Annotated in this window: 24 protein-coding genes; 1 reads left to right on the forward strand and 23 read right to left on the reverse strand. The window is 57.6% G+C overall.

Translation table 11 applies throughout. The features are described 5' to 3' along the window. Positions 1–295: 295 nt before the first annotated feature. The 21 genes from FLZ89_RS00405 to FLZ89_RS00505 form a co-directional block, all read right to left on the reverse strand. Positions 296–517, reverse strand: a complete 222-nt coding sequence (locus FLZ89_RS00405; protein ID WP_141264247.1) for a type II toxin-antitoxin system HicB family antitoxin — start codon at positions 515–517, stop codon at positions 296–298. Between the two features lie 303 nt (positions 518–820). Continuing rightward, a complete protein-coding gene (locus tag FLZ89_RS00410; protein ID WP_141304088.1) occupies positions 821–1,114 on the reverse strand; it encodes a type II toxin-antitoxin system death-on-curing family toxin in 294 nt (97 codons plus the stop codon). Beyond that, positions 1,111–1,293, reverse strand: coding sequence for a hypothetical protein (locus FLZ89_RS00415; protein WP_141264245.1), 183 nt, complete (start codon positions 1,291–1,293; stop codon positions 1,111–1,113). The genes FLZ89_RS00410 and FLZ89_RS00415 overlap by 4 nt, the downstream gene beginning before the upstream one ends. A 341-nt stretch (positions 1,294–1,634) precedes the next feature. After that, the gene (locus FLZ89_RS00420; protein WP_141264244.1) at positions 1,635–2,510 is read right to left on the reverse strand and encodes an ABC transporter permease; all 876 of its coding nucleotides are present in this window, start codon (positions 2,508–2,510) and stop codon (positions 1,635–1,637) included. Beyond that, positions 2,501–3,418: an ABC transporter ATP-binding protein gene (locus FLZ89_RS00425; RefSeq protein ID WP_141304089.1), complete on the reverse strand. Its 918-nt coding sequence runs from the start codon at positions 3,416–3,418 to the stop codon at positions 2,501–2,503. The genes FLZ89_RS00420 and FLZ89_RS00425 overlap by 10 nt, the downstream gene beginning before the upstream one ends. Beyond that, positions 3,418–4,533 carry an anti-sigma factor family protein gene (locus FLZ89_RS00430; protein ID WP_141264242.1) on the reverse strand — a complete coding sequence of 372 codons (1,116 nt, stop codon included), beginning with the start codon at positions 4,531–4,533 and terminating at the stop codon, positions 3,418–3,420. The genes FLZ89_RS00425 and FLZ89_RS00430 overlap by 1 nt, the downstream gene beginning before the upstream one ends. Continuing rightward, entirely contained in the window at positions 4,496–5,053 is a 558-nt protein-coding gene (locus FLZ89_RS00435) for an RNA polymerase sigma factor SigX (RefSeq protein WP_253256364.1), read from the reverse strand. The genes FLZ89_RS00430 and FLZ89_RS00435 overlap by 38 nt, the downstream gene beginning before the upstream one ends. A 43-nt stretch (positions 5,054–5,096) precedes the next feature. Further along, a complete protein-coding gene (smc, locus tag FLZ89_RS00440; RefSeq protein ID WP_141304090.1) occupies positions 5,097–8,660 on the reverse strand; it encodes a chromosome segregation protein SMC in 3,564 nt (1,187 codons plus the stop codon). Positions 8,661–8,717: 57 nt separating this feature from the next. Then, entirely contained in the window at positions 8,718–8,978 is a 261-nt protein-coding gene (locus FLZ89_RS00445; protein ID WP_141264240.1) for a stage V sporulation protein S, read from the reverse strand. A gap of 106 nt (positions 8,979–9,084) precedes the next feature. Then, complete coding sequence (rnc, locus tag FLZ89_RS00450; protein WP_141264239.1) at positions 9,085–9,786, reverse strand: ribonuclease III; 702 nt, start codon at positions 9,784–9,786, stop codon at positions 9,085–9,087. Positions 9,787–9,846: 60 nt separating this feature from the next. Further along, a complete protein-coding gene (fabF, locus tag FLZ89_RS00455) occupies positions 9,847–11,082 on the reverse strand; it encodes a beta-ketoacyl-ACP synthase II (RefSeq protein ID WP_141264238.1) in 1,236 nt (411 codons plus the stop codon). Between the two features lie 58 nt (positions 11,083–11,140). Further along, entirely contained in the window at positions 11,141–11,374 is a 234-nt protein-coding gene (gene acpP / locus FLZ89_RS00460; protein ID WP_062282528.1) for an acyl carrier protein, read from the reverse strand. A 32-nt stretch (positions 11,375–11,406) separates the two neighbouring features. Further along, positions 11,407–12,156: a 3-oxoacyl-[acyl-carrier-protein] reductase gene (gene fabG / locus FLZ89_RS00465; RefSeq protein WP_141264236.1), complete on the reverse strand. Its 750-nt coding sequence runs from the start codon at positions 12,154–12,156 to the stop codon at positions 11,407–11,409. Between the two features lies 1 nt (position 12,157). Beyond that, entirely contained in the window at positions 12,158–13,096 is a 939-nt protein-coding gene (fabD, locus tag FLZ89_RS00470) for an ACP S-malonyltransferase (RefSeq protein WP_141304091.1), read from the reverse strand. A 23-nt stretch (positions 13,097–13,119) separates the two neighbouring features. Next, on the reverse strand, positions 13,120–14,058 hold the full coding sequence (gene fabK, locus FLZ89_RS00475) for an enoyl-[acyl-carrier-protein] reductase FabK (protein WP_141304092.1): 939 nt from the start codon (positions 14,056–14,058) through the stop codon (positions 13,120–13,122). Positions 14,059–14,063: 5 nt separating this feature from the next. Next, positions 14,064–15,080, reverse strand: a complete 1,017-nt coding sequence (locus tag FLZ89_RS00480) for a beta-ketoacyl-ACP synthase III (protein WP_141264233.1) — start codon at positions 15,078–15,080, stop codon at positions 14,064–14,066. After that, on the reverse strand, positions 15,065–16,084 hold the full coding sequence (gene plsX, locus FLZ89_RS00485; protein WP_141264232.1) for a phosphate acyltransferase PlsX: 1,020 nt from the start codon (positions 16,082–16,084) through the stop codon (positions 15,065–15,067). Before plsX ends, FLZ89_RS00480 begins: the two co-directional genes overlap by 16 nt. Positions 16,085–16,101: 17 nt before the next feature. Further along, the gene (gene fapR, locus FLZ89_RS00490; protein WP_253256519.1) at positions 16,102–16,695 is read right to left on the reverse strand and encodes a transcription factor FapR; all 594 of its coding nucleotides are present in this window, start codon (positions 16,693–16,695) and stop codon (positions 16,102–16,104) included. Positions 16,696–16,823: 128 nt separating this feature from the next. Further along, entirely contained in the window at positions 16,824–17,009 is a 186-nt protein-coding gene (gene rpmF / locus FLZ89_RS00495; protein WP_141264230.1) for a 50S ribosomal protein L32, read from the reverse strand. A gap of 1 nt (position 17,010) precedes the next feature. After that, positions 17,011–17,556 (reverse strand): YceD family protein, encoded by a 546-nt coding sequence (locus tag FLZ89_RS00500; RefSeq protein ID WP_172613366.1) that lies wholly within the window; start codon positions 17,554–17,556, stop codon positions 17,011–17,013. Between the two features lie 33 nt (positions 17,557–17,589). After that, entirely contained in the window at positions 17,590–18,786 is a 1,197-nt protein-coding gene (locus tag FLZ89_RS00505) for an acetate/propionate family kinase (protein ID WP_141264229.1), read from the reverse strand. A gap of 169 nt (positions 18,787–18,955) precedes the next feature. Here FLZ89_RS00505 and ylbJ point away from each other — a divergent pair, with 169 nt between their 5' ends. Beyond that, positions 18,956–20,188 carry a sporulation integral membrane protein YlbJ gene (gene ylbJ / locus FLZ89_RS00510; protein WP_172613367.1) on the forward strand — a complete coding sequence of 411 codons (1,233 nt, stop codon included), beginning with the start codon at positions 18,956–18,958 and terminating at the stop codon, positions 20,186–20,188. On the opposite strand, the gene FLZ89_RS00515 is transcribed toward ylbJ, so the two are convergent. Both FLZ89_RS00515 and rsmD read right to left on the reverse strand, forming a co-directional pair. After that, a complete protein-coding gene (locus FLZ89_RS00515; protein WP_141264228.1) occupies positions 20,173–20,688 on the reverse strand; it encodes an ATPase in 516 nt (171 codons plus the stop codon). The two genes, ylbJ and FLZ89_RS00515, sit on opposite strands and share 16 nt — an antisense overlap. Further along, complete coding sequence (rsmD, locus tag FLZ89_RS00520) at positions 20,666–21,244, reverse strand: 16S rRNA (guanine(966)-N(2))-methyltransferase RsmD (RefSeq protein ID WP_141264227.1); 579 nt, start codon at positions 21,242–21,244, stop codon at positions 20,666–20,668. Before rsmD ends, FLZ89_RS00515 begins: the two co-directional genes overlap by 23 nt. Positions 21,245–21,571 lie beyond the last annotated feature (327 nt).

A 21,571-nucleotide genomic window follows, 5' to 3' on the forward strand; every position in this document is an offset into this window, starting at 1 on the left:
AATAGATCACCTGTGGCAGGTTGTCAATAATGCCCCTGTAAATTCAGTTAAACCGCTGGTTAATTACCCCGGTTGAAGCGCCGGCAACGCGGTCCTTTCTTTTGGGTGCGAAATAATAAGAAAAGCAGCCGGTTAAGGCTGCCTTATAAGGTTAAAGCGGTATCTTCAGACTTTAACTATAAAAATATAGCTGCGTTGGCGAATATCAGAGAACTTTTTGCCTCAATTTCTCATATTCTTCCAAAATGGATTAATATACGTTCCATATCTTCAGCAGAAATAATTGCAAGCTTTGTCATGCTTGAACCTCGACCTGATGAATTCCGATAAACTTTTCCGCTGCCATAATAACATGACCGTTCTCATTCAGGTAAAGCTTTATTGCCTCTTGAATTCGCTTCTCCAGATCAGTAAGGTTATCTGCTTGGGTGTGGCATCCGGGGAGAGATGGTACCGAGGCAATATATTTGCCATCTTCATCTTGCTCGATTACAACTAGAAAACGGTGAGAGGACAATTTTTATCACCTCTATCTTTTGTTTTAGGCGGGTGAAGATGTCTTCTCTTCCGCATCAATAGGCTGGTATCATGTTTTATTACATAGTATTGTACCACTAGTATTGTACCACACCCGCCAGCTTCAATGCATCATTTGTAACGCCAGAAGATAGGCCGACCTTTCCAACAAGCCAAAGCCCTCCGGGTTTGGTTGTCAGTAGGACTGTTATATGGCAATCGCCCGGCTGTGTGCCTCCAGCCAGGCAGCGATCTCTTCAACGCTACGCTCCCCCTCGGCTACGCTCAAGGTAAAGGAGACCATTTACCGACGCTCTACCTCCAGCTGGTAGCCGTTCATAGCCAGCATGGTACCGGCCAGCACCACACCGATGCGCTTATTCCCGTCCACGAAGGCATGATTTAAAATCAGACTATGCATCAGGCAGGCAGCTTTCAAGAAAAGGGTGGGGTATAGTTCCTTGCCGTCAAAGGTGCTATGCGGCCGGGCTAGGGCTGCTTCTAGCAGGGCAAGATCCCGCAGGCCGGATAGCCCGCCCGTCCTGGCCATGGTTTCCTGGTAGAGGGCCAGAACGACCTCCATGCTGGGATACTTCATTTGGCCAGATCCTTTAAGGCACCTTTATTTTGTTCAATGAAGCGTCTCCCGGCGGCTAACCAGTCGCGCACTTCCAGGTCAAACTTGCTTTGAATATAGGCCAGTAACTCCGCCGCCTCTTCCCGGGACAGGGAGGCCACTTCCGCCTTCAACCGTTCCAGATTGCTGTTCATATCCATTACTCAAGGTCCCACCTATGACTTTTAACTCCTTTTCGTGTACGCTATTTTAGTTTATTATACCACACCCCCCTTGACACCACCTTCCCGTTTTAAAAATACTATAGCGGTTCTACTACCGGCCGCCATAGGGCACCCGGAAGTCCGGGTACGACCAATTGTCCAAGGACGAGGATATTCCGGATTGCCGCATCAATCAAGTGAAGGTAGTTAAGCCAAACCCTGGCAGTGTGCGGGCCGTAGGGTCTCAGGGCCTGCCAGGCAGGTGTCCTGCCGCGGCCTTTTGTTAATTTAATCCCGTCGTAGTCTGGAGGGCAAAAAAGGTTTAGCGCACCGTGAGCTTAAATATCCCGCCGCTTAAAGCTATAGATTGCCGCCGCCAGCAGAACGACGATATAGACCAGGGTATAGAGGAGCATCCAGTCGCTGGGGGTGGACTGGCTGCCAAAAGGCCCCAGCATCGACTGGGGATTGATAAAGCGGGGAATATCCTGGCCGTTGCCGACGGGGAGCCGGTCGACCACCGTCGCCACCAGCCGCCGGTAGACGGCGTCCGCCGGCAGGATGAGGCTGGTGACCACACCTGTATAAATGGCAGCGGTGCTCTCCACCAGGGCGCCGATCTGTTCTATCATACCCCCGACTACGGCCAGGGCGTAGAGGGCGAAGGCCAGGACGCCGTTACCCAGGGTACTTAGCCTGGTGGTCCCCAGCATGGTAACGGCCAGGAGGACCAGGGGCTCCAGGATAAAGAGGCCCAGGGCCGGCACCAGCCCGGGAATGACCAGGCCTGTCTGCCAGTACACCAGGCCGGCCAGGGCCAGGAAAAAGAGGGCGGCGTAGGTTACCAGCATGGCCGCCAGGCCCAGGAATTTCCCCAGGAGCAGGTCGCGGCGGGACAGGGGCCGTACCGCCAGGGTGTACAGGGTGCCGTTTTCGATTTCTCCGGCGACGCTGCCCACGGCGGCCAGGACGGCCAGGCCAGCCGCCAGGAAACTGGCCAGGTAAATCCCCAGGACAAAAAGGGTAACCGTCTGCATCATGGCAAAGTAACTGGCGGCGGTGGCGGCGGGATTGGCGGTATTCACCATGTCCCTGGTAATAAAGTGCAGGCCGGTGCCGTACAGGATGAGGAAGGCCAGGGTGAGGGCGCCGGCGATGAAGGCCACTTTTTTCCGCCATGCCTCCCGGAAGGTAAAGAGGGCCATCAGCCACATGCCTGCTCCCCCTCCCGCACCAGGTGGACAAAGACGTCTTCCAGGGAATTATGGCCGGGCCTCACTTCATAGATGCGACAGCCCCCGGCCACCAGCCGGGCCACCAGATCGGCGATTTCCTCCCGGTCACCCAGGGTCAGGGTGAGCCGGTCACCTTCCAGTTGTAGTTCGGGGTAAAGCCGGCGTAGCTCCGCCACCAGTTCTCCCGTCAGGCCAGCCAACCTGATGGCGACCGTCGCTGGGCCGGACTGCAGTTCCGCCAGGTGGCCGGCGGCCACCACCGTACCCCGGTTGATGATGGCCACCTGATCGCATACCTGCTCCACCTCGCTCAACAGGTGGCTGTTTAAAAAGACAGTCTTGCCGGCTTCCTTCAGGGTCAGGAGGATCTCCCGCACCTGGCGCCGGCCCAGGGGATCGAGGGCCGAGGTGGGCTCGTCCAGGAAGACCACCCGCGGGTCGCCCACCAGGGCGGCGGCCAGGCCCAGGCGCTGCTGCATGCCTTTACTGTAATTAGCAACCAGCTTCCGGCCCTCCCCGCTCAAGCCCACCAGTTCCAGGACTTCATGAGCCCGCCGGCTGGCGGCCCTGCCTTCCAGGCCCGCCAGCCGGGCGTGAAAGGTCAATAGCTCTTCTCCCTTCATCCAGCCGTGGAGGCGGAAGTTCTCCGGTAAAAAACCCACCCGGCGCCGGCCCCTGATGTCCTGGGGCGTGTAGCCGGCAACCTTTGCCTCCCCGGCCGTGGGGTAGACCAGGCCCACCAGCATCTTTACCAGGGTACTCTTGCCGGCGCCGTTGGGTCCTAAGAGGCCGAAGATCTGCCCTTCCTCTACGGAAAGGCAGATCTCCCGGCAGGCTACTTGCCGGCCATAAATTTTGGTCAAATTCCGTGCTTCAATTAAGGCCATTATTTGACCTCCGCCGCTACCCGCAGGGCCTCTTCCAGGGGCAAGCCGGTCAGAGCCCGCCAGCTGTTGCCCTGGCGCCAGGCGAGGATAACATTGCTGCTGTTGGTGGCACCGTTACTAAAGTATACCCCCTGGTTGCCGTTGACCGTGATCTCCCGCGCCGCCATACCCTGGGTCTGCGGGATGGGCAGGGTGTGCTGCCAGTCGTTGATGGCCGCCAGTTGCCGGCGCAAGTTTTCGGGCAGGAAGGGTAGCTTCAGCAGGGCCTCGCGCAGGGCTACCGCGTCGACCCCCTGGGGCGCATCAATGGTCAGGTCGCGGGCGGCGTAGAGGGTAAAACCTTTGCCCGGCTGGCCATAGTCGGCTATGACCAGGGGAGGGATGTTCAGGGTAAAGGACTTGCCCGCAAGTTCATCAGGCAGCGGGACGCCGCCGTGTTTCCGGAGATAGCTGTTGAGGTTTTCCACATCGGGGGTGAAGGTGATGGTCGGGGCCTGCTCAATGTATACGGCCGCCCTTGCCCGCCCGGCCAGGGTGGCAGGCAGATCCAGTTTAATACCACTCAGGGCCTCCACCTGGGCCGGGTCTACCTCAACCCGCGGCTCTGCCGGCCGCCGGACCTCCACCCGGCCGAAGTTCCTGATGTCCACCTCGCCCCCCTGGCCGTTAAAGAGTTTATCCAGCTGGGCCATATCTTCGGGGGTGATCTTGACCACCTGGATCTTTTCCATGCGGAAGATGTTCAGGAACTGGGCGGCCAGGCTACGGCCCGGGGCCCAGCTTAAAAAGATGGCCAGGGCCACGACGGCCGCGGCCACACCGGAAAACCATTTGTGCTGCCGGAGCATGTTTCCTATCCCCTTTAGTTTAGTCAGGGGCTGGTACTGGGAGGCCGCCGGCCCGGTCCGGGGCACCCGTAAAAGACGGGCTACGGCCTCCGTCCCCTGCTGGTAGGCCTGCAGGGGTGCAGCCACGCCGGCAGCTAATTCCTCTAAAGCAGCCAGCCGCTGCCGGCAAGCGGCACACCCGGCCAAGTGGCCGGCCACCCTAGCTGTCATAGCCGTATCCAATTCCCCATCAAGATAAGCCTGGAGAATGCCCTCTTCCGGGCACATGGTCGTCCCTCCCCTCCAGTTCCTTATACAGGGCGGCGAAATGCCGCCGGGCCCGGGCCAGGATGGTTCCCACTGAATTTTTATCCACCTGGATAACCGCAGCAATCTCGGCGTAGCTGTAACCTATATTCTTTAACAGCAGGCAGAGGCGGTCCCGGGGTGGCAGCTGGGCCAGGCAGATATGGACCTGCCGGGCTTCCTGGTCGCGGATGACTGCTTCTTCCAGAGGTATAACGCTGGAGGTTTCCTGCACCCGCTCCTCCTCGCGGCGGCGGCGCCGCTCTTCGCCGCGGAGGTGGTTATAGGCCAGGTTGGCGGCCACCCGCAAGAGCCACCCACCGAGGTTGCTCTTATCCCGGGGCGGCTGGTGGTACAGCTTGAGGAAGACCTCCTGGGTCAAGTCCTCGGCTGCCGCCCGCTCTCCCAGGAGATAATAGAGGCGGCGGTATACCCGGGGATAGTAGGTTTGAAACAGCGCTTCAAATTCAGTAGGTTTGATGGTCCATCCCCCTCCCTGCAACCCCTGCTATCTATATAACACCGCCGGGGGAGGTTTTGTGACATCAGGCCGGCAGTTGCTCCAGCCGTACCGAAACGAGGCGGGAGACGCCTTGTTCCGTCATGGTCACACCGTAAAGGACGTCGGCAGCGGCCATAGTGCCCTGGCGGTGGGTGATGACGATAAACTGGGTCCGGGCGGCAAACTGGCGCAACAGCCGGGCAAAGCGCTCCACATTGGCTTCATCCAGGGCCGTGTCCACCTCATCAAAGATACAAAAAGCGCTGGGTTTGACCTTTAACAGAGCGAAGATAAAGGCTACCACCGTCAGGGCCTTTTCCCCGCCCGAGAGAAGGGCCAGGTGCTGGGGCTTCTTGCCCGGCGGCCGGGCAACGATCTCCAGGCCGGCAGTCAGGATATCCTGGCTGCCGGTCAGCTCCAGGCGGGCTTCACCGCCATCGAAAAGTTCCTGGAAGATGGCGGCAAAGTGTTCCTGGACGGCAGCCAGGGTGGCTTTGAGCTGCCGGGCCATTAATCGTTCCATCTCGTTAATTACCTGGTGCAGGGCCGCCCGGCCTTCCTCCAGGTCCTTTTTCTGTTGCTCCAGTTCATCAACACGGGCCTTTAAGCGTTCGTAAGCCTCAATGGCTCCGGGGTTAACTTCCCCTAAGCTTACCAGCCTTTCCTTTATGAGTTCCCGTACAGCCGCCGCTCTTTTTTGCAGGTGAGGCCGGGGTTTTTGCAATTCCGCTTCCCATTGGGGACCAAAGCGTTCCTCCAGCTCGGCGAGACCGGCGGCCATGGTCGTTTCCAGGCGGGCTAAATTGATCTCTTCCTGCTGCCGGCGGGCGAGCGTTTTATCTTTCTGCGCCTGTAGCCTTTCCAGTTCCCGGGCCAGTTCTTCCTGCCTGCCAACCCGGGCAGAGGTTTCATCTTCCAGGCGTGTCAATATTGCCATGGCCTGCCGGCAGGCCTCCTGGAGCCGGTCTTCTTCCCCGGCCAGCTTTTCCAGGTTGGCTCTAAGGTCATTTTCCAGGGCAGCTGCCGGCGCCCTGCGGGCAGCCAGTTCTTCCTGTTGCCGCTGCCATTTTTCCTGCTGCCGGGCCAGTTCCCTTTCCCGGAGATTTAACTGTTCCCGGGCGTTGACCAATGCCTGGAGGCGGGCTTCATTGACTGCCAGTTCCTGCCGGCAGGAAGCGATCTGCTGCTGGCAAGCCGCCGCTCGTTCCTGGAGGCCGCTCAACTGGAGGTTTAACTGGCCTTCCAGGTCTGCCAGCCGTTCCAGAAGCTCTTGCTTTTCCGCCCGCTCTTTGCCCAGGTCCAGGGAACCGCCGGTGCTCTGGGCCAGCTCTTCCTCAAGGACAGCAATCTTTTCTTCCAGGCGGGCCAGGTCTTCTTTCCGCTCGCTCAGGCGCTGCAGTAGATTATGGAGCCGGCCCCGGCAGGTAAGAAGCCCTTCCGTCACCTGGTGGTACTCCTGCCGGTTCCCGGCCAGCTTTTTTTGCAGCTCTTCCTGCTGCTCCCGGGCCTGTTTTATTCTGTTTGCCAGGTTGGCCAGTTCGGCCTCACCCTGCTGGATAGCCAGGCGCCGCTGGAGATAACCGCCCTGCTGCCTGGCCACCCCGCCCGTTACAGGTCCTCGGGGCTGGATTACTTCCCCTTCCAGGGTGACCAGGCGCACGGGCGGCCGCAGGCGCTCCCCCAGGGCCAGGGCGCGGCGGATGTCGGCTACGATCAGGACCTGTCCGAGGAGGTATTCCACCGCCGGTCGTATTTCCGCCTCGCACTGGACAAGATTGGCCGCTATCCCCAGGACGCCGGGCTCTTTTAAAACCCAACCGGCCCAGGCCGGCCACCGGCGCGGCTCCAGCCAGGCCAGGGGTAAGATAGTGACCCGCCCCCGGCCCCGGGCTTTTAGGAACTGGATAACTGCTTCCGCTTCGGCCGCCGTCCGTACCAGGACCTGCTGGGCCGCCCCGCCCAGGGCTACTTCTACGGCCCGGGTGAGTTCGGCCGGTACCGCCAGCTTTTCCACCACTACTCCCAGGACACCGGCACAGGCAGCCTCGCCCCTGCTCCTGGCTTGCAGGATAAACTTCACGCCTTCGGCGAAACCTTCATAGTCGGCCTGGGATTGACGTAAAACCTTTAATTGTACGGCCAGGGCACGTTGACGTTCTTTCCAGCCGGCCAGTTCCTTTTCGCAGGCGGCGAGTTCTTCCTCCTTTAGCTGCACCTCCATTTCCAGGCCGGCTTTTTTCTCTTCCAGCCTTTTTAATTCCTCTTCCAGCTGCTGCAGTTCTTCCTGCCCGGCTCGCAGGTGATCCAGTAAGTGCTCCCTTTCCTGTTGCCATTCCTGGAGCTGGCGCCGTTTGTGCTCTGATAGCCGTTCTATAGCCGCCCGCTTTTCCTCCAGGCGCACCAGTTCATTATGACAGCCGGTCCGTTCATGGGCTACTTGATAGAGGTTGTTCCTTACTTTTTCTATCGCTGCGGCCAGCTCCCGGGCTTCCGCCTGGAGTTTTTCCTGTTTCTCCCGGCCTTTTATTATCTCCTGCTCCAGCCGGGCTTGCTCCTGATTGTTCTCCTCCCTTTCCCGGGTCAGCGCGGCCAGGGCGGCTGCTAAACCGGCTTTTTCCTCCTCCAGCTGCCGCTGCCGGTTAGAATCTTCCTCCTGCTGCCGGGCCAGTTCGGCCAGCTTTTCCCGGACCAGGCTTATTTCCCCCCGGGTACTGACCAGCCGTTCCCTTAAACTTTGGAGTTCTTGCTGGTAATGTTGCCTCTCGGCCAGGTACCTCTGCTGCTGTTCCTGCAGTTCCCTGGCTTTTGCCTGGAGCTGCTGTTCTGAAGCCTTCATTTCCTCCAGGGCGGCCGCCAGGGCCTGTAAACGTTCCTGGCTGCGCCGGTGGCGGCGCCTGGTTTCTTCCATTTCCCCGGCCTTGAGGAGCAATTCCACGAGGCTTAAAATCCGGCTTAACTTCTGGTAACGTCGCGCCCGGACCGCTTCGGCCGCCGCCGGCCCCAGCTGTTCCTTTAGCTCAGCGATTAAATCATGTAAGCGTAATAAATCTTGCTCGACACTTTCCAGGCGCTGCTCCGCTTCTTTTTTGCGCCAGCGGTAGCGGGCAATGCCGGCCGCCTCCTCGAGCACCGCCCGCCGCTCCTCCGGCCGGGCGGAGAGGATCTCTTCCAGGCGGCCCTGGCCGACAATGGCCAGGCTCCCCCGGCCGGAACCGGTGTCTAAGAACAGCTCCTGGATATCCCGCAACCGGCAGGGAACTTTGTTGATATAATACTCGCCCTCGCCGGAACGAAAAAAACGCCGGGTAACGGCTATTTCCTGGTACGCCAGGGGCAGGCCGCCGTCGCTGTTATCGAGGTGTAAAGTTACTTCCGCCATACCCACCGGCCGTCGTTTTTCACTACCGGCGAAGATCACGTCGTCCATGCGCGCCCCGCGTAAAGTCCTGGCGCTCTGTTCGCCCAGGACCCAGAGAATGGCATCGACAATGTTGCTTTTGCCGCTGCCGTTAGGCCCGACAATGGCCGTTAAACCGGGGCCAAACTCCAGTTTAACCCGGTCAACAAAGGTCTTGAAACCCTGGATCTCCACAACTTTAAGATACATTTCGGCCTCCAAAAATAAATAAAGAAAACTGCTCGGAGAGCAGTTTGCCGTGACCCTTTAGCGGGGTTCGACAATAAATTTAATTGCGGTTCTTTCTTCACCATTGATATTAATTTCGGTAAAAGCAGGAATCATTACCAGGTCGATACCATTGGGGGCAATAAAACCCCGGGCAATGGCTATGGCCTTGACGGCCTGGTTAACAGCTCCTGCCCCAACGGCCTGGACTTCGGCCTTGCCGTATTGACGGAATACGGCTGCCAGGGCTCCAGCTACGGCTTTAGGATTGGACTGGGCCGAAACCTTTAGGACCTCCATTGCTTCCTCCTCCCTGTCTTTACCGCCCTTTGAACCTCTATGTTATTCGCCATAAGAGCCACCAATTCCTTCCTGAAAGAATGAACTGAAAAAATTAAATTGCAAATTATCCCTGGATCTTTATTAATGCCAGGGCGGCCCGGGCGGCTTCCTGTTCGGCCTCTTTCTTGCTGCTCCCTTCGCCGGTAGCCAGGAGGCGGTTCTGGAAAAATACGCCGGCCTTATAGTGCTTGGCGTGGTCCGGCCCCCATTCTTCCAGAATTTTATAGGTCACATTGTCCGGTCCCCGCTTCTGGATCAACTCCTGCAGGGCCGACTTGCTGTCAATGACGCTGGTATCTTTAAGTACCTCCAGGGCAGGGGTAAAAATCTGCAGGATAAAATCCCGAGCCGTTTTTAACCCCCCGGCCAGGTAGAGGCTCCCAATCACTGCTTCCAGGGCATCGGCCAGGTTGGAAGAGCGCTGGCGGCCGCCGCTGTTTTCTTCTCCCTGCCCCAGAAGGAGCAATTCACCCAGTTCGATCTGCCGGGCAACTTTAGCAAGACTCGCCTCACAGACAATGGCCGCCCGCATGCGGGTCAAATCCCCTTCCGGGAGGTGGGGAAATTCCCCGTAAAGATAGGAAGTAATCACCAGCCCCAGGACGGCGTCGCCCAGGAACTCCAGCCGCTGGTTGTCGTGGGGCAGCTGGTGTTCATAGGCGTAGGTCGGATGGGTCAGGGCCGTATTTAGACCTTCCAGTCCGTCAATGTCCAGGTGAAAACGGTGTAAAAACTGCTGCAGTTGCTCCCGTCTTTTGTTATCCAATCTTTTTACCCTGCCTTATTCGCAAAAACCATCGCCCAGACACTATGGGGGCCACCATTGCTAAAGTTTGCGCAGTACGACGGCGACGTTATGACCACCGAAGCCAAAGGAATTGGAAATAGCCGCGCTAACCTGCCGCTCCCTGGCTACATTGGGTACATAGTCCAGGTCGCAGTCGGGGTCGGGCTCTTCATAATTAATGGTCGGTGGGATGACACCGGTGTAAACGGTCAGAGCCGTTGCCACCAGCTCAATGGCCCCGGCAGCCCCCAGGAGATGGCCCGTCATTGACTTGGTCGAACTAATGGCCAGCCGGTAGGCATGGTCACCAAAGACTTTTTTAATGGCCAGGGTTTCCTGGCGGTCGTTGAGCTCGGTAGAAGTACCGTGGGCATTGATGTAATCGATATCCGCCGGCTGCAAACCTGCATCCTGGAGGGCCAGGGCCATGGCGCGGCTGGCCGCTGCTCCATCGGGGGCCGGAGCCGTAATATGATAGGCATCAGCCGTGCAACCATAGCCGGCCACTTCCGCGTAGATGCGGGCGCCCCGGGCTGCAGCATGTTCCAGGGTTTCCAGGACCATTACCCCCGCGCCCTCGCCCAGGACAAAGCCGTCCCGGCCGCGGTCAAAGGGGCGGCTGGCCTTTTCCGGCTCTTCATTGCGGGTAGACAGCGCCTTCATGGCAGCAAAGCCGGCCACGGTCAGGGGTGTTACACTGGCCTCGCTGCCACCGGTGATAATTACATCAGCATCGCCCCGCTGCAGGGTGCGGAAGGCCTCGCCGATGGCATTGGCCCCGGAAGCGCAGGCATTGACTACTGTAAAGTTTACCCCGCGGACACCTAAATTAATAGATATTTGTCCGGCGGCCATATTGGCGATCATCATAGGGACAAAAAAGGGGCTGACCCGGTTGGGGCCTTTTTCCAGGAGAACCCGGGTTTGTTCTTCAAAGGTTTCCATACCACCGATACCCGTGGCAAAGATAACCCCTATCCGGTCCCGGTCCTCCTTTTCCAGGTCGAGCTTTGCGTCTTCTACCGCCATGCGGGCTGCAGCTACCGCATATTGGGTAAAACGATCCATGCGCCGGGCTTCTTTGCGATCAAAGAAGGCTCCCGGGTCAAAATCTTTTACTTCACCGGCAAAACGGACGGCCATTTCCCCGGCATCAAAGCGGGTAATGGGGCCAATGCCCGGCTGTCCCGCCACCAGGGCTTGCCAGAATTTATCTTTTCCGGTACCCACGGGGGTGATGGCTCCCAGGCCGGTTATGACGACACGCTTTTGCAAAGCTATCCCCCATTCTAAGGGGAAGTCCCGTTGAAGCACGGGACTTCCTTTTCAGGTTTTACTTGCTGGTATGTTCTTTAATATAGGCTACCGCGGCCCCTACTGTCGTCAGCTTTTCAGCATCTTCGTCGGGAATTTCCAGGTCAAATTCCTCTTCCAGGGCCATGATAAGTTCTACGATATCCAGGGAATCGGCATTTAAATCTTCAAAGGAAGTTTCCATCGTAATTTCGTCTTCCTCGACCCCGAGCTGTTCAGCCACAATAGCCCTGATCTTTTCAAAAACCTCCACTGGCCTCACCTCCTTCCCTTGGTTAAACCTGCTTACAGGGCCAGAGTTAACCCCCCGTCAACAGTAAGCACCTGACCGGTAATATACCTGGCCCCTGGCGAAGCCAGGAAAAAAATTACCTCGGCTACTTCCTCCGGCTCGCCGGGGCGCCCCAGGGGTATATGGCGGTAAAATTCTTCCCGGGCCGCCTCGTTTAAAGCCGCTGTCATTTCCGTAGTGATAAAACCCGGAGCGACGGCATTGACCAGGATGCCCCGCGAGGCCACCTCTTTAGCCAGTGATTTGGTAAAACCGATAATCCCGGCCTTGGCTGCGGCATAATTCACCTGGCCGGCATTACCGCGCAAGCCTACGACCGAAGTCAGGTTAATAATCCGTCCCTGGCGCTGGCGGAGCATTGGCTTCAAGGCGGCCTGGCAGCAATTGAAAACTCCGGTCAGGTTGGTCTGGAGAACGGCAGCCCAATCTTCCGGTTTCAAGCGAGCCGCCAGGTTATCCCGGGCTATACCGGCATTGTTGACCAGGATATCCAGCCGGCCGAAATGATCCAGGGCTGCCTGGATTAAATTCCTGGCCGCTTCGTAATCGCCCACATCAGCGGCAACGGCAATGGCCTGGCCACCGCCCTCCTCGATAGCGGCCACTACCTCTGCCGCCGCCTCAGCCTGGTGGACATAATTGACCACCACCCTGGCACCGGCCCTGGCCAGACGCAGGGCCGTAGCCCGGCCTATCCCCCGGGAGGCTCCGGTGACAATTGCTACCTGATCCTGCAATTCCATTTTATTTAGCCTCCTGAAGTAAAGCAAGGGTTTTATCCAGCGTCTGAATATTTTCTACCTGGCTGATGGTAGCCTGGCGGTCGATGCGCTTGATGAGCCCGCTTAAAACATTGCCCGGTCCTACTTCGATAAAAGTGCGGTAACCATCGGCCAGCAGGCGGCGGATACTCTCCTCCCAGCGCACCGGGCTGGCTACCTGCTTAATCAGATTCTCCCTGACCTGGGCTGCTGTGTAAACATAGCCGGCCGTTACATTGCTTACCAGGGGCACCAGGGGATCGGCCAGGGGAACCCGGTTTAAAACAGCGGCCAGTTCCCGGGCGGCCGGTGCCATCAGGCTGGAATGGAAGGGGCCGCTCACCTGGAGGGGTACTACCCTTTTAGCTCCTGCTTCTTTAGCCAGGGAAGATAGGGCCGCAAGCCCCTCGCGGTCACCGGCAACTACCACCTGGCCCGGGGCGTTGAAGTTCGCCGCTTCGGCTATGCCTTCCTTTACCTGCCGGCAAAGGGCGGCTACTTTTTCTGCTTCCAGGCCCAGCACGGCCACCATACCGCCCCGGCCGGCCGGTACAGCCGTGGCCATTAGCTGCGCCCGTTTGGCCACCAGCTTGACTGCTTCGCTAAAGGTAAGGCTGCCGGCTGCCACCAGGGCGCTGTACTCCCCCAGGCTGTGGCCGGCTACTGCCCCGGGCCTGAGCCCGTTGGCCTCCAGGACGCGGTAGCAGGCAATGCTTACCGTAAGCACTGCCGGCTGGGTGTTTTCCGTCCGGGTGAGTTCTTCCGCCGGCCCTGTAAAGCAGAGTTTATCCACCGGCCACCCCAGGGCGGCTTCAGCTTCTTGAAAGACGGCAGCTGCCTCAGGATACCGTTCGGCCAGCTCCTGCCCCATACCTACATACTGGGACCCCTGGCCGGGGAAGACAAAGACTATGCCTGACATAAAGAACTCCTCCGAAGATATTTTTACCTCACCAGCTTGCCGAGGCGGGAGATAATCGCTTCTGCTTCCGCCATTACTTCTTCAATTATCGCCGCTGCGGGTTTGATTTCCCGCACCAGGGCCGCACTCTGGCCGGCCATGAGGGAGCCGTACTCCGCATCGCCTTCGACCGCCGCCCGGAGCTTGCCGGCACCCAGGCGGTCCATCTCTTCCCAGGAGGCACCCCTGGCGGCCAGCTCTTCAAACTGTCGGGTTAATTTATTTTTCAGCACCCGGACATAGTGCCCCGGCATGCCGGTAACGACGGCGTCCCGGTCCCCGGCCTTTAAGACGGCCTCTTTATAATTAGGATGGACGGTACACTCCTCGGTGCAGATAAAGCGGGTCCCCATCTGTACGCCGGCCGCCCCCAGGGCCAGGGCTGCCGCCAGGCCGCGGCCGTCGGCAATACCGCCGGCGGCAATTACGGGAATATGTACGGCATCAACAATCTGGGGCACCAGGGGCATGGTGGCGATTTCCCCGATATGGCCGCCGCACTCCATGCCTTCGGCTACCAGGGCATCCACCCCCAGCCGTTCCAGCCTTTTCGCCAGGGCCACGGAAGCTACTACCGGGATTACTTTAACGCCGGCGGCCTTTAATTTGGGCAGGTGTTTGCCGGGATTGCCGGCACCGGTAGTAACCACCGGCACCTTTTCGGCGCAGACCAGATCAATGAGTTCTTCCACATAGGGCGACATATAGTAAATATTAACTCCGAAGGGACGATCCGTCCGTTCCCGTACCTTGCGAATTTCCTGGCGTACTGCTTTCGGCGGCGCATTGCCGGCACCAATAATCCCCAGACCACCGGCCGCGGAAACTGCTGCCGCCAGCTCGCCGGTAGCTACCCAGGCCATACCGCCCTGGATAATGGGATAGGAAATCCCCAGGAGATCGCAAAGGGCAGTCCGCAGCATAAAACTCAACTCCTTTCCGGGCTTGTCAGGCTCCAACTCAATACGGCGGCCCCCCACGTGAGGCCGGCGCCAAAGGCCACCAGCACTACTTTATCGCCGCGCTTTAGTCTGCCTTCCCGGCAGGCTTCATCCAGGGCCACCGGGATGGAAGCGCTGGACATATTACCATAACGGTCTAGATTGACGTAAACCTTCTCCCGCGCCAGGCCCAGGCGTTTGGTGGCTGCTTCGATAATGCGCATGTTGGCCTGGTGGGGAATCAAAAAGTCTACCTCTTCTTTTCTTAAACCCGCCTGCTCCAGGGCCTTCAGGGAAGCCTCTCCCATGACCCGTACAGCAAATTTGAACACTTCCGGCCCGTTCATATGGATGGTATGCAGATGCTTCTCGACGGTACTGGAACTGGCCGGCAGGCGCGATCCCCCCGCCGGGAGGGTGAGAAGGGAACCCCCGCTGCCGTCGGCTCCCAGGTGCAGGCCCAGGATGCCTTCCCCCGGCGGCACGGCCCTAAGGACAACAGCGCCGGCGCCGTCCCCAAAGAGGACGCAGGTACTGCGGTCCTGCCAGTTGATAATCTTACTCAGAATCTCGACACCGATCACCAGGGCCGTCTGGTAAACCCCGGTAGCTATAAACTGGCTGGCGGCTGCCAGGGCATAGATAAAACCGCTACAGCCGGCTGAAAGGTCAAAGGCGGCGGCGCCCTTAACTCCCAGGCGCTCCTGAACCAGGCAGGCCGTAGCCGGAAAAAGGGTATCAGGAGTTACGGTAGCAACAATAATTAAATCCACAGCTTCTGCCGGTAGCCCGGCCATGGCCAGGGCTTTTGCCGCCGCCGGGACGGCCAGGTCGGAAGCAGCTGTATCCTGATCTGCTATCCGCCGTTCCCGGATACCGGTCCGGGTGCGAATCCATTCATCGCTTGTATCCACCATCTGCTCCAGTTCGGTATTGGTCAGGACGCGTTCCGGCAGGCAGGACCCCGTCCCGACAATACCGACGGGCCTTAATAGGGCTGGCATTTAACTACCTCCCCGTCACCGCTCAAACCCGGTAACTGCCCCAAACCTGTTACCAGTCCCTGTTCGACACAGCGAACGGCGACCTTGATGGCGTTTTTTATGGCCCGGGCGTTGGAACTACCGTGGCAGATGATGCTAACGCCCTGGACGCCCAGGAGGGGAGCACCGCCGTATTCGGTATAATCCACTTGTTTTTTCAAGCCTCGTAAAGCAGGTAATACCAGAGCCGCCCCGAGCCTGGCCCGGAAGCTGTTTTTAATTTCCCGACCGATCATGGTAAAGAGGACCTGGGCCATCCCTTCACCAAATTTCAACAGAACATTACCTACAAACCCGTCGCAGACGATGACATCCGTGTCGCCGGCTAAAATATCCCGGCCTTCAATATTGCCGATAAAGTTTAAGGGCGCATCCTTTAACAGGTTATAAGCTCCCAGGGTCTGTTCATTTCCCTTGCAAGCTTCGGTGCCGATATTGAGCAGTCCCACCCGGGGCTCGCGGATACCCATTACCCTGGCCGCATAAACATTACCCATTAAAGCAAACTCATAGAGGTGTTCGGGCCGGCAGTCGACATTCGCCCCGGCGTCGAGTAAAAGTTTGGGCCCTTTTAGGGTAGGGATAATGGTGGCAATGGCCGGTCGCTGGATTTTGCCGCTGCGGCCTAAAATCAGGAGGGCTGCTGCCATCTGGGCCCCGGTACTACCCGCCGAGACAACGGCTGCCGCCCGCCCTTCCTTGACCAGACGGGTAGCGACTATTATTGACGCTTCCCGCTTGCGCCTCAATGCCAGGGCCGGCTGTTCATCCATGGCCACAACCTGTTCGGTATGGACAATTTCTAAATTGGCGGGGGGATGTAAGGGGTTAAGTTCCGGTTCCAACCGCCTTTTATCTCCTACCAGGATAATATCGGCTATCTTTTCCCTGGCAGCGGCCACCGCTCCCCGGACAATTTCCCCGGGAGCATGATCGCCCCCCATAGCATCAACGGCTATTTGCAATCAGTCCCGCCTCCGTATTAGATTGTCGGCGCCTCACGCTGGCTTCCTTTTATATTCTCCGGAGTTATAATTATAAACTGGCCTTTAAAGACAATCTCCCCATTAACCCGGGAATGAACTGATACCAGGCAGGTTGAATCCTTTTTAACCTTGACCATGGCCCTGGCAATAACCCTCTCGCCGGCATATACCGGCCGCCGGTAGCGCACCCTGGCGCTGCTGGTAAGGACGACCTCGGCGCCAACCGTCGCCAGGGCCAGGGAATGGGCCTGGGCAAAAAGATAATGGCCGCGGGCAACGCCGGCCGGCTGAACCAGCATCTGGGGGGTGACCTCCAGGATAGAAATGCCCATTATTCCCGGTTGCAGTTCCACCAGATCACCCACCAGCTCTTCCGCCGTCACTCCCCGCATCCGCGACCTGGCTTCCCGGGCCATGGCCATGATGCGCTCCCGGACCTCGGGGATCCCCAGGGCCAGGCGGTCAAGGCGTATGGTGGGTATGCTGACTTTAAATTTTTCCGCCAGCTCTTCATCGGTGGCGAAAGGGTTGTTGCGCAGGTAGCGGCGCAGGGCCTCCTGGCGCTCTTCCTTGTTGCCTTTCCGGCGCACCAAAAATCTCACCTCATACCTGGTACCAAATAATATTACCAGGCCATAGTATTAGTATAACGGTCATGGCAGATTTATGCAAGCAAAAAAAACCGGCAATAACTGCCGGCTGCCGTTTATCAAAAATTTTATTGCTCTGCTACTTTGATAACTTCCCGCCCCTTGTAGTAACCACACCTGGGGCAGACCCGGTGGTTGAGCTTTAACTGGTGGCACTGGGGACATTCCACCAAGGAGGGAGGGGTCATCTGGCTCCAGATGGAGCGGCGTTTATTTTTCCGGGCCTTGGAAACTCTTCTTTTCGGTACTCCCAAGCTAGTTCTCTCCTTCCCTTTTGCGTAGCAATTCTCCTAATACAGCCAGGCGCGGGTCTACTGGCCGGGTATCGCACTGGCACTGTCCCTCATTTAAATTCTGGCCGCAATGGGGACACAGGCCCCGGCAGCTTTCCCGGCAAAGCCATTTCATGGGCAGCGCCAGGATAAGGGCTTCTTCTATCGCCGGCTTTAAGTCGATAAAATCTCCTTCCAGGGGCCGCACTTCAATAGGCTCCCCTTCTTCTCCAGCCACGGTTTGAACTGCGGCCGCCCCGGCATATTCTTCTTCCAGGGCTGCCACTACGGGATACCTGTACTTCTCCAGGCAGCGATCACAGGTTAATTCCAGGGTGGTGGCTACCTGTCCTTTAACAAGCAGGATCTTCCCGGTATTGGTAACCGTACCGCCCACACGTACCGGTGCTACGATAGGTATGTTGCCGGTAGCTGTAGCTAAATAGGACCACTTTTCCTGGGCTTTAAATTCGAGTTCGCCGCCCGGCCTGGCTTTTAAATCGCTAACGCCAATTTTCACCACATTCACCGTGTAGATTATACCGGAAAGGCCGGCCGGGTGTCAACCGGCCTGGACAAGGGCCATGGTTTCTCGGGCGATCATTAATTCTTCGTTGGTGGGAATAACAAAGGTGCGTACCCTGGCCCCGGGGGCGGTAATTTCCCTTTCCTGGCCCCGAACCTGGTTTTCTTCGGGATCGATCTTGATCCCCAGGTAATCCATATCCCGGCAGATGGCTTCCCGGACCGCAGGAGAATTTTCTCCCAACCCGGCCGTAAACACCAGGACATCAAGGCCGTTTAAAACAGCCGCATAGGCACCAATGTATTTTTTCGCGGTATGGACAAAGATATCCCACGCCAGGCGAGCACGCTCATTGCCCTCGGCCATGGCGGCTTCAATATCCCGGAAATCGCTGCTCACCCCGGAAACTCCCAGCACACCTGACTGGCGGTTCATGAGGCGGTCCATATCAGCCGGCGTAAAACCTTCCTTTTCCATGAGGAAGGTAACAATGGCCGGGTCAATATCGCCGCAGCGGGTACCCATGGTTAGACCCGCCAGGGGAGTAAAGCCCATACTGGTATCCCACGATTTGCCATCTTTGATAGCGGTAATACTAGAGCCATTACCTAGGTGGCAGGTAATTACTTTTAGTTCTGCCAGAGGTTTGTTAACGAGATTGGCTGCCCGCAAAGCCACGTATTTATGGGAGGTACCATGAAATCCATAGCGCCGGATATGATGGCGCTGGCAGAGTTCATAAGGAAGGCTGTAGGTATATGCATGAGGTGGCATGCTTTGATGAAAGGCCGTATCAAAGACGGCTACCTGAGGAGTATGAGGCAGGATAGCTTCACAGGCTTCAATCCCCCGGAGGGCTGGACCATTATGTAATGGAGCCAGCGCTTCTAATTCGCCAATGGCTTTTTTCGTGGAAGCATCAACCAGGACGGAATGGGGAAAGGTACCACCATGAACAATCCGGTGCCCCACTGCCCCTATTTCCTTATAATCCTTTATGACGCCATATTGAGGATCGGTTAAAGCTTCCAAGCAAAGGCGTATGGCCACCTTGTGATCAGGAATCTCTGCTTCGCGCACCAGTTTATCTTTGCCGGCCGGGCGGTGGGTCAGGACTGAACCAGGAATACCAATTCTTTCCACCAGCCCCCGAGCCAGGACCGCCTCATGGGCCATATCAAAAAGCTGGTATTTAACTGAAGAACTACCACAGTTTAAAACTAAAATCTTCATGTATTAAAGTACCTCCTGCAAATATTGCCCATTAACTACAATAATACTTTTAAGCTGCAAAAGTCAATGCTCTTGTTAAAGTTTGCACATAGTTTTCGATCTATGCGACAAACTTTACTTCTAAAACACCGGCTGCCGCGTATATTGCATAACAGGATGTCCCTTTGAGGTGACCCCCGTGCGCCACCAGGTACTTATCATTACCAGGGGACTGGGACCCCTCCTGACCGTCGTCGCCGTGATGGTCCTGGCCCTGGCCATTATCTTATTCCCCCAGCCGGTTTTTCAGTCAGCCCTGCGCGGCCTTAAGGCCTGGTGGGAAATTGTCGTTCCGGCTCTTCTCCCTTTCTTTATTATATCCCAGCTTTTCATGGGGCTGGGTATTGTCCATTTCCTCGGGGTACTCCTGGAACCGGTTATGCGGCCCCTTTTTAATGTACCGGGAAGCGGCGCCTTTATCATGGCTATGGGGTACACTTCCGGTTCCCCCATCAGTGCCATGCTTACAGCCCAGTTGCGCCAGCAGGGCCTGGTCACCAGGGTTGAAGGGGAAAGGTTAATTTGCTTTACCAACAATGCCAGCCCCCTCTTTATGCTGGGAGCCGTGGCCGTAGGCATGCTCCAAAGCCCGGCCCTGGGGCCAGTCCTGGCCGGCGCCCATTACGGGGCCAACTTCTGCCTGGGTATCCTGTTTCGCTTTTACGGCCGCCGGCAACCGGCCTCCCCGCCGGCAAGCTACCCCCTCCTGGCTTTACCCCGGCGGGCCTGGCAGGCCATGCTCCAGGCCCAGCAGAGGGACGGCCGGCCCCTGGGGCAGCTCCTGGGAGATGCCGTCAGCCGTTCCTTCCAGACCCTGATTACCATTGGCGGTTTTATTATCTTATTTAGCGTCATCATCCAGGTAGCCACCATCCTGGGTTTGCTGGAACCCCTGGCTAGAATCCTTCTTTATGCCGGCAGTCCGTTCGGTTTAAGCCGGGAGGCATCCCCGGCCCTGGCTGCCGGCCTCTTTGAAATGACCATGGGCGCTAAATTTGCCAGCGAAGCAGCCATCCCGATAACCGAGCAGCTGGTGGCCATCAGCCTTATTATGGGCTGGGCCGGGCTCTCTATACTCGGCCAGGTGGCGGCCATGGTCAGCCATACTGATCTACGCCTGGGTCCATTTATCGTTGCCCGCCTCCTTCACGGCTTTCTGGCTGCCGCGCTGGTCCGGCTCTGCCAGGGGCCGGCCCGGCCCGTCCTGCTCTTGCTGGCCCCGGAACTAACCATGGTCCCCAGGGCACCATGGTTTACATTGTGGTTACACTATACAGGATTTGCCTTTATCCTGATGACCGTCCTTTTTCTCCTGGCCGGGCTAGCGCTGAGCGCTCGCTACTTCCTTTACCGGCGGTCCTGAGCCTCTGTCTTGTCTGGCGTTGTTGCCGCCACTTCCCGGCCCGCACTTCCTCCGGCCGGATAGGCCTGGAGTTCCTGGCGGCCCTGGCGCACCTGGGTCAGGGCCTGATTTAAGCTCGCCTCCAGCTGGCCCAAAAGGCCGTCGGCATAACTTAAAGCTCCAGCCTTCATTTCTTCCGCCAGGCGCTGAGCCCGGGCCATAATTTCGCTGGCCTGGGCCCTGGCTTTACGGACCAGCTCGTTTTCCCCGGCCATCATTTCTGCCCGCTTCTCCGCTTCGGCCAGGAGGTTCTGGGCCTTCAGGCGGGCTTCTTCCAGTAAACGCTCCTTCTCCTGGCGTATCCACTGGGCCTGGCGCACTTCCTCGGGTAATACCGTCCGCAACCGGTCCAGGTAATCAAGGAACAGGTCACCATCAAGAAAAACCCTGCCTGTCAGGGGAATATGGGGACTCTTTTCGATCAATTTTTCCATTTCCTCAATCAGGGTCATGAACTCCATCAGTATGCCCTCCTGCCCTTTGATAGAAATTTAAAGCTGTATCACCATAAACCCTCCTGGCCATCAATACCATATCGGCTGTTTCCGGCGCTGCTTCAGAAGTTGCCGTTTCCAGGACGGCCAGGCCATCCAGTGACAGCAAAGGAACAACTGCCGGCAAGATTATATCACCCCATCCCTGCCGGTAAGGTGGATCGATATAAATTAGGTCAAAGGCCAGGCCGCGCCCTCTCAATTCTGCCAGGGCCCGGCGGGCATCAGCGGCTATGATTTGGGCCTTATCTTTAAAGCCAGTTGCGGCCAGGTTGGCAGCCAGGCATGCCAGGGCCTGACGGTTATTTTCTACAAAAACGGCCTCCCTGGCCCCGCGGCTCAAAGCTTCCAGCCCCACCGCTCCCGATCCGGCAAAAAGATCCAGGAACAGGCTGTCAATAACCCCTGATCCCAGGATGCTGAACAAGGCCTCCCGCACCCGGTCACTTGTAGGTCGAGTACTGCGGCCCTTTGGGGTACGCAAGCGGAGGCCGCGAGCCTGGCCGGCAATTATTCTTACCATAAAATTCCCTCGCTGAAGTTATTATAGCATGAAATGCCCCTTTACCTTCCACTATCCAAGTTACTATGTAAAAAATTTTTCCCGGATATGTATAAACCTCCCTAACGGCAGTCATAATAATAACTGGTAAATCTGATTTCCAGATTTACCATGAAGAGCTTAGGGTTATTTTATTAACCCTCCCCCATGAGCTCTTCCTCCGGTTTCTCCTCTCCCAAGCCGCCGGTTACCCGCCGGCGGCCGAACTCTGGCCGTTCCTCTGGAACGGCATTTTTTTGTCCCTAGCTTCCCTTCCGGTTCGTCGTTATAACGCAAGCTGAAATTTCT

This window comes from Moorella sp. E306M (genome assembly GCF_006538385.1).
In the GTDB taxonomy this organism is placed as follows: Bacteria; Bacillota; DSM-521; order Neomoorellales; family Neomoorellaceae; genus Neomoorella.

Coding starts and splice junctions, on each gene's coding strand:
- FLZ89_RS00410 (WP_141304088.1), bottom strand. CDS start 1,114: ATGAAGTATCCCAGCATGGAGGTCGTTCTGGCCCTCTACCAGGAAACC.
- FLZ89_RS00415 (WP_141264245.1), bottom strand. CDS start 1,293: ATGGATATGAACAGCAATCTGGAACGGTTGAAGGCGGAAGTGGCCTCC.
- FLZ89_RS00420 (WP_141264244.1), bottom strand. CDS start 2,510: ATGTGGCTGATGGCCCTCTTTACCTTCCGGGAGGCATGGCGGAAAAAA.
- FLZ89_RS00425 (WP_141304089.1), bottom strand. CDS start 3,418: ATGGCCTTAATTGAAGCACGGAATTTGACCAAAATTTATGGCCGGCAA.
- FLZ89_RS00430 (WP_141264242.1), bottom strand. CDS start 4,533: ATGTGCCCGGAAGAGGGCATTCTCCAGGCTTATCTTGATGGGGAATTG.
- smc (WP_141304090.1), bottom strand. CDS start 8,660: ATGTATCTTAAAGTTGTGGAGATCCAGGGTTTCAAGACCTTTGTTGAC.
- FLZ89_RS00445 (WP_141264240.1), bottom strand. CDS start 8,978: ATGGAGGTCCTAAAGGTTTCGGCCCAGTCCAATCCTAAAGCCGTAGCT.
- fabG (WP_141264236.1), bottom strand. CDS start 12,156: ATGGAATTGCAGGATCAGGTAGCAATTGTCACCGGAGCCTCCCGGGGG.
- fabD (WP_141304091.1), bottom strand. CDS start 13,096: ATGTCAGGCATAGTCTTTGTCTTCCCCGGCCAGGGGTCCCAGTATGTA.
- fabK (WP_141304092.1), bottom strand. CDS start 14,058: ATGCTGCGGACTGCCCTTTGCGATCTCCTGGGGATTTCCTATCCCATT.
- FLZ89_RS00480 (WP_141264233.1), bottom strand. CDS start 15,080: ATGCCAGCCCTATTAAGGCCCGTCGGTATTGTCGGGACGGGGTCCTGC.
- FLZ89_RS00505 (WP_141264229.1), bottom strand. CDS start 18,786: ATGAAGATTTTAGTTTTAAACTGTGGTAGTTCTTCAGTTAAATACCAG.
- FLZ89_RS00515 (WP_141264228.1), bottom strand. CDS start 20,688: ATGGAGTTCATGACCCTGATTGAGGAAATGGAAAAATTGATCGAAAAG.
- rsmD (WP_141264227.1), bottom strand. CDS start 21,244: ATGGTAAGAATAATTGCCGGCCAGGCTCGCGGCCTCCGCTTGCGTACC.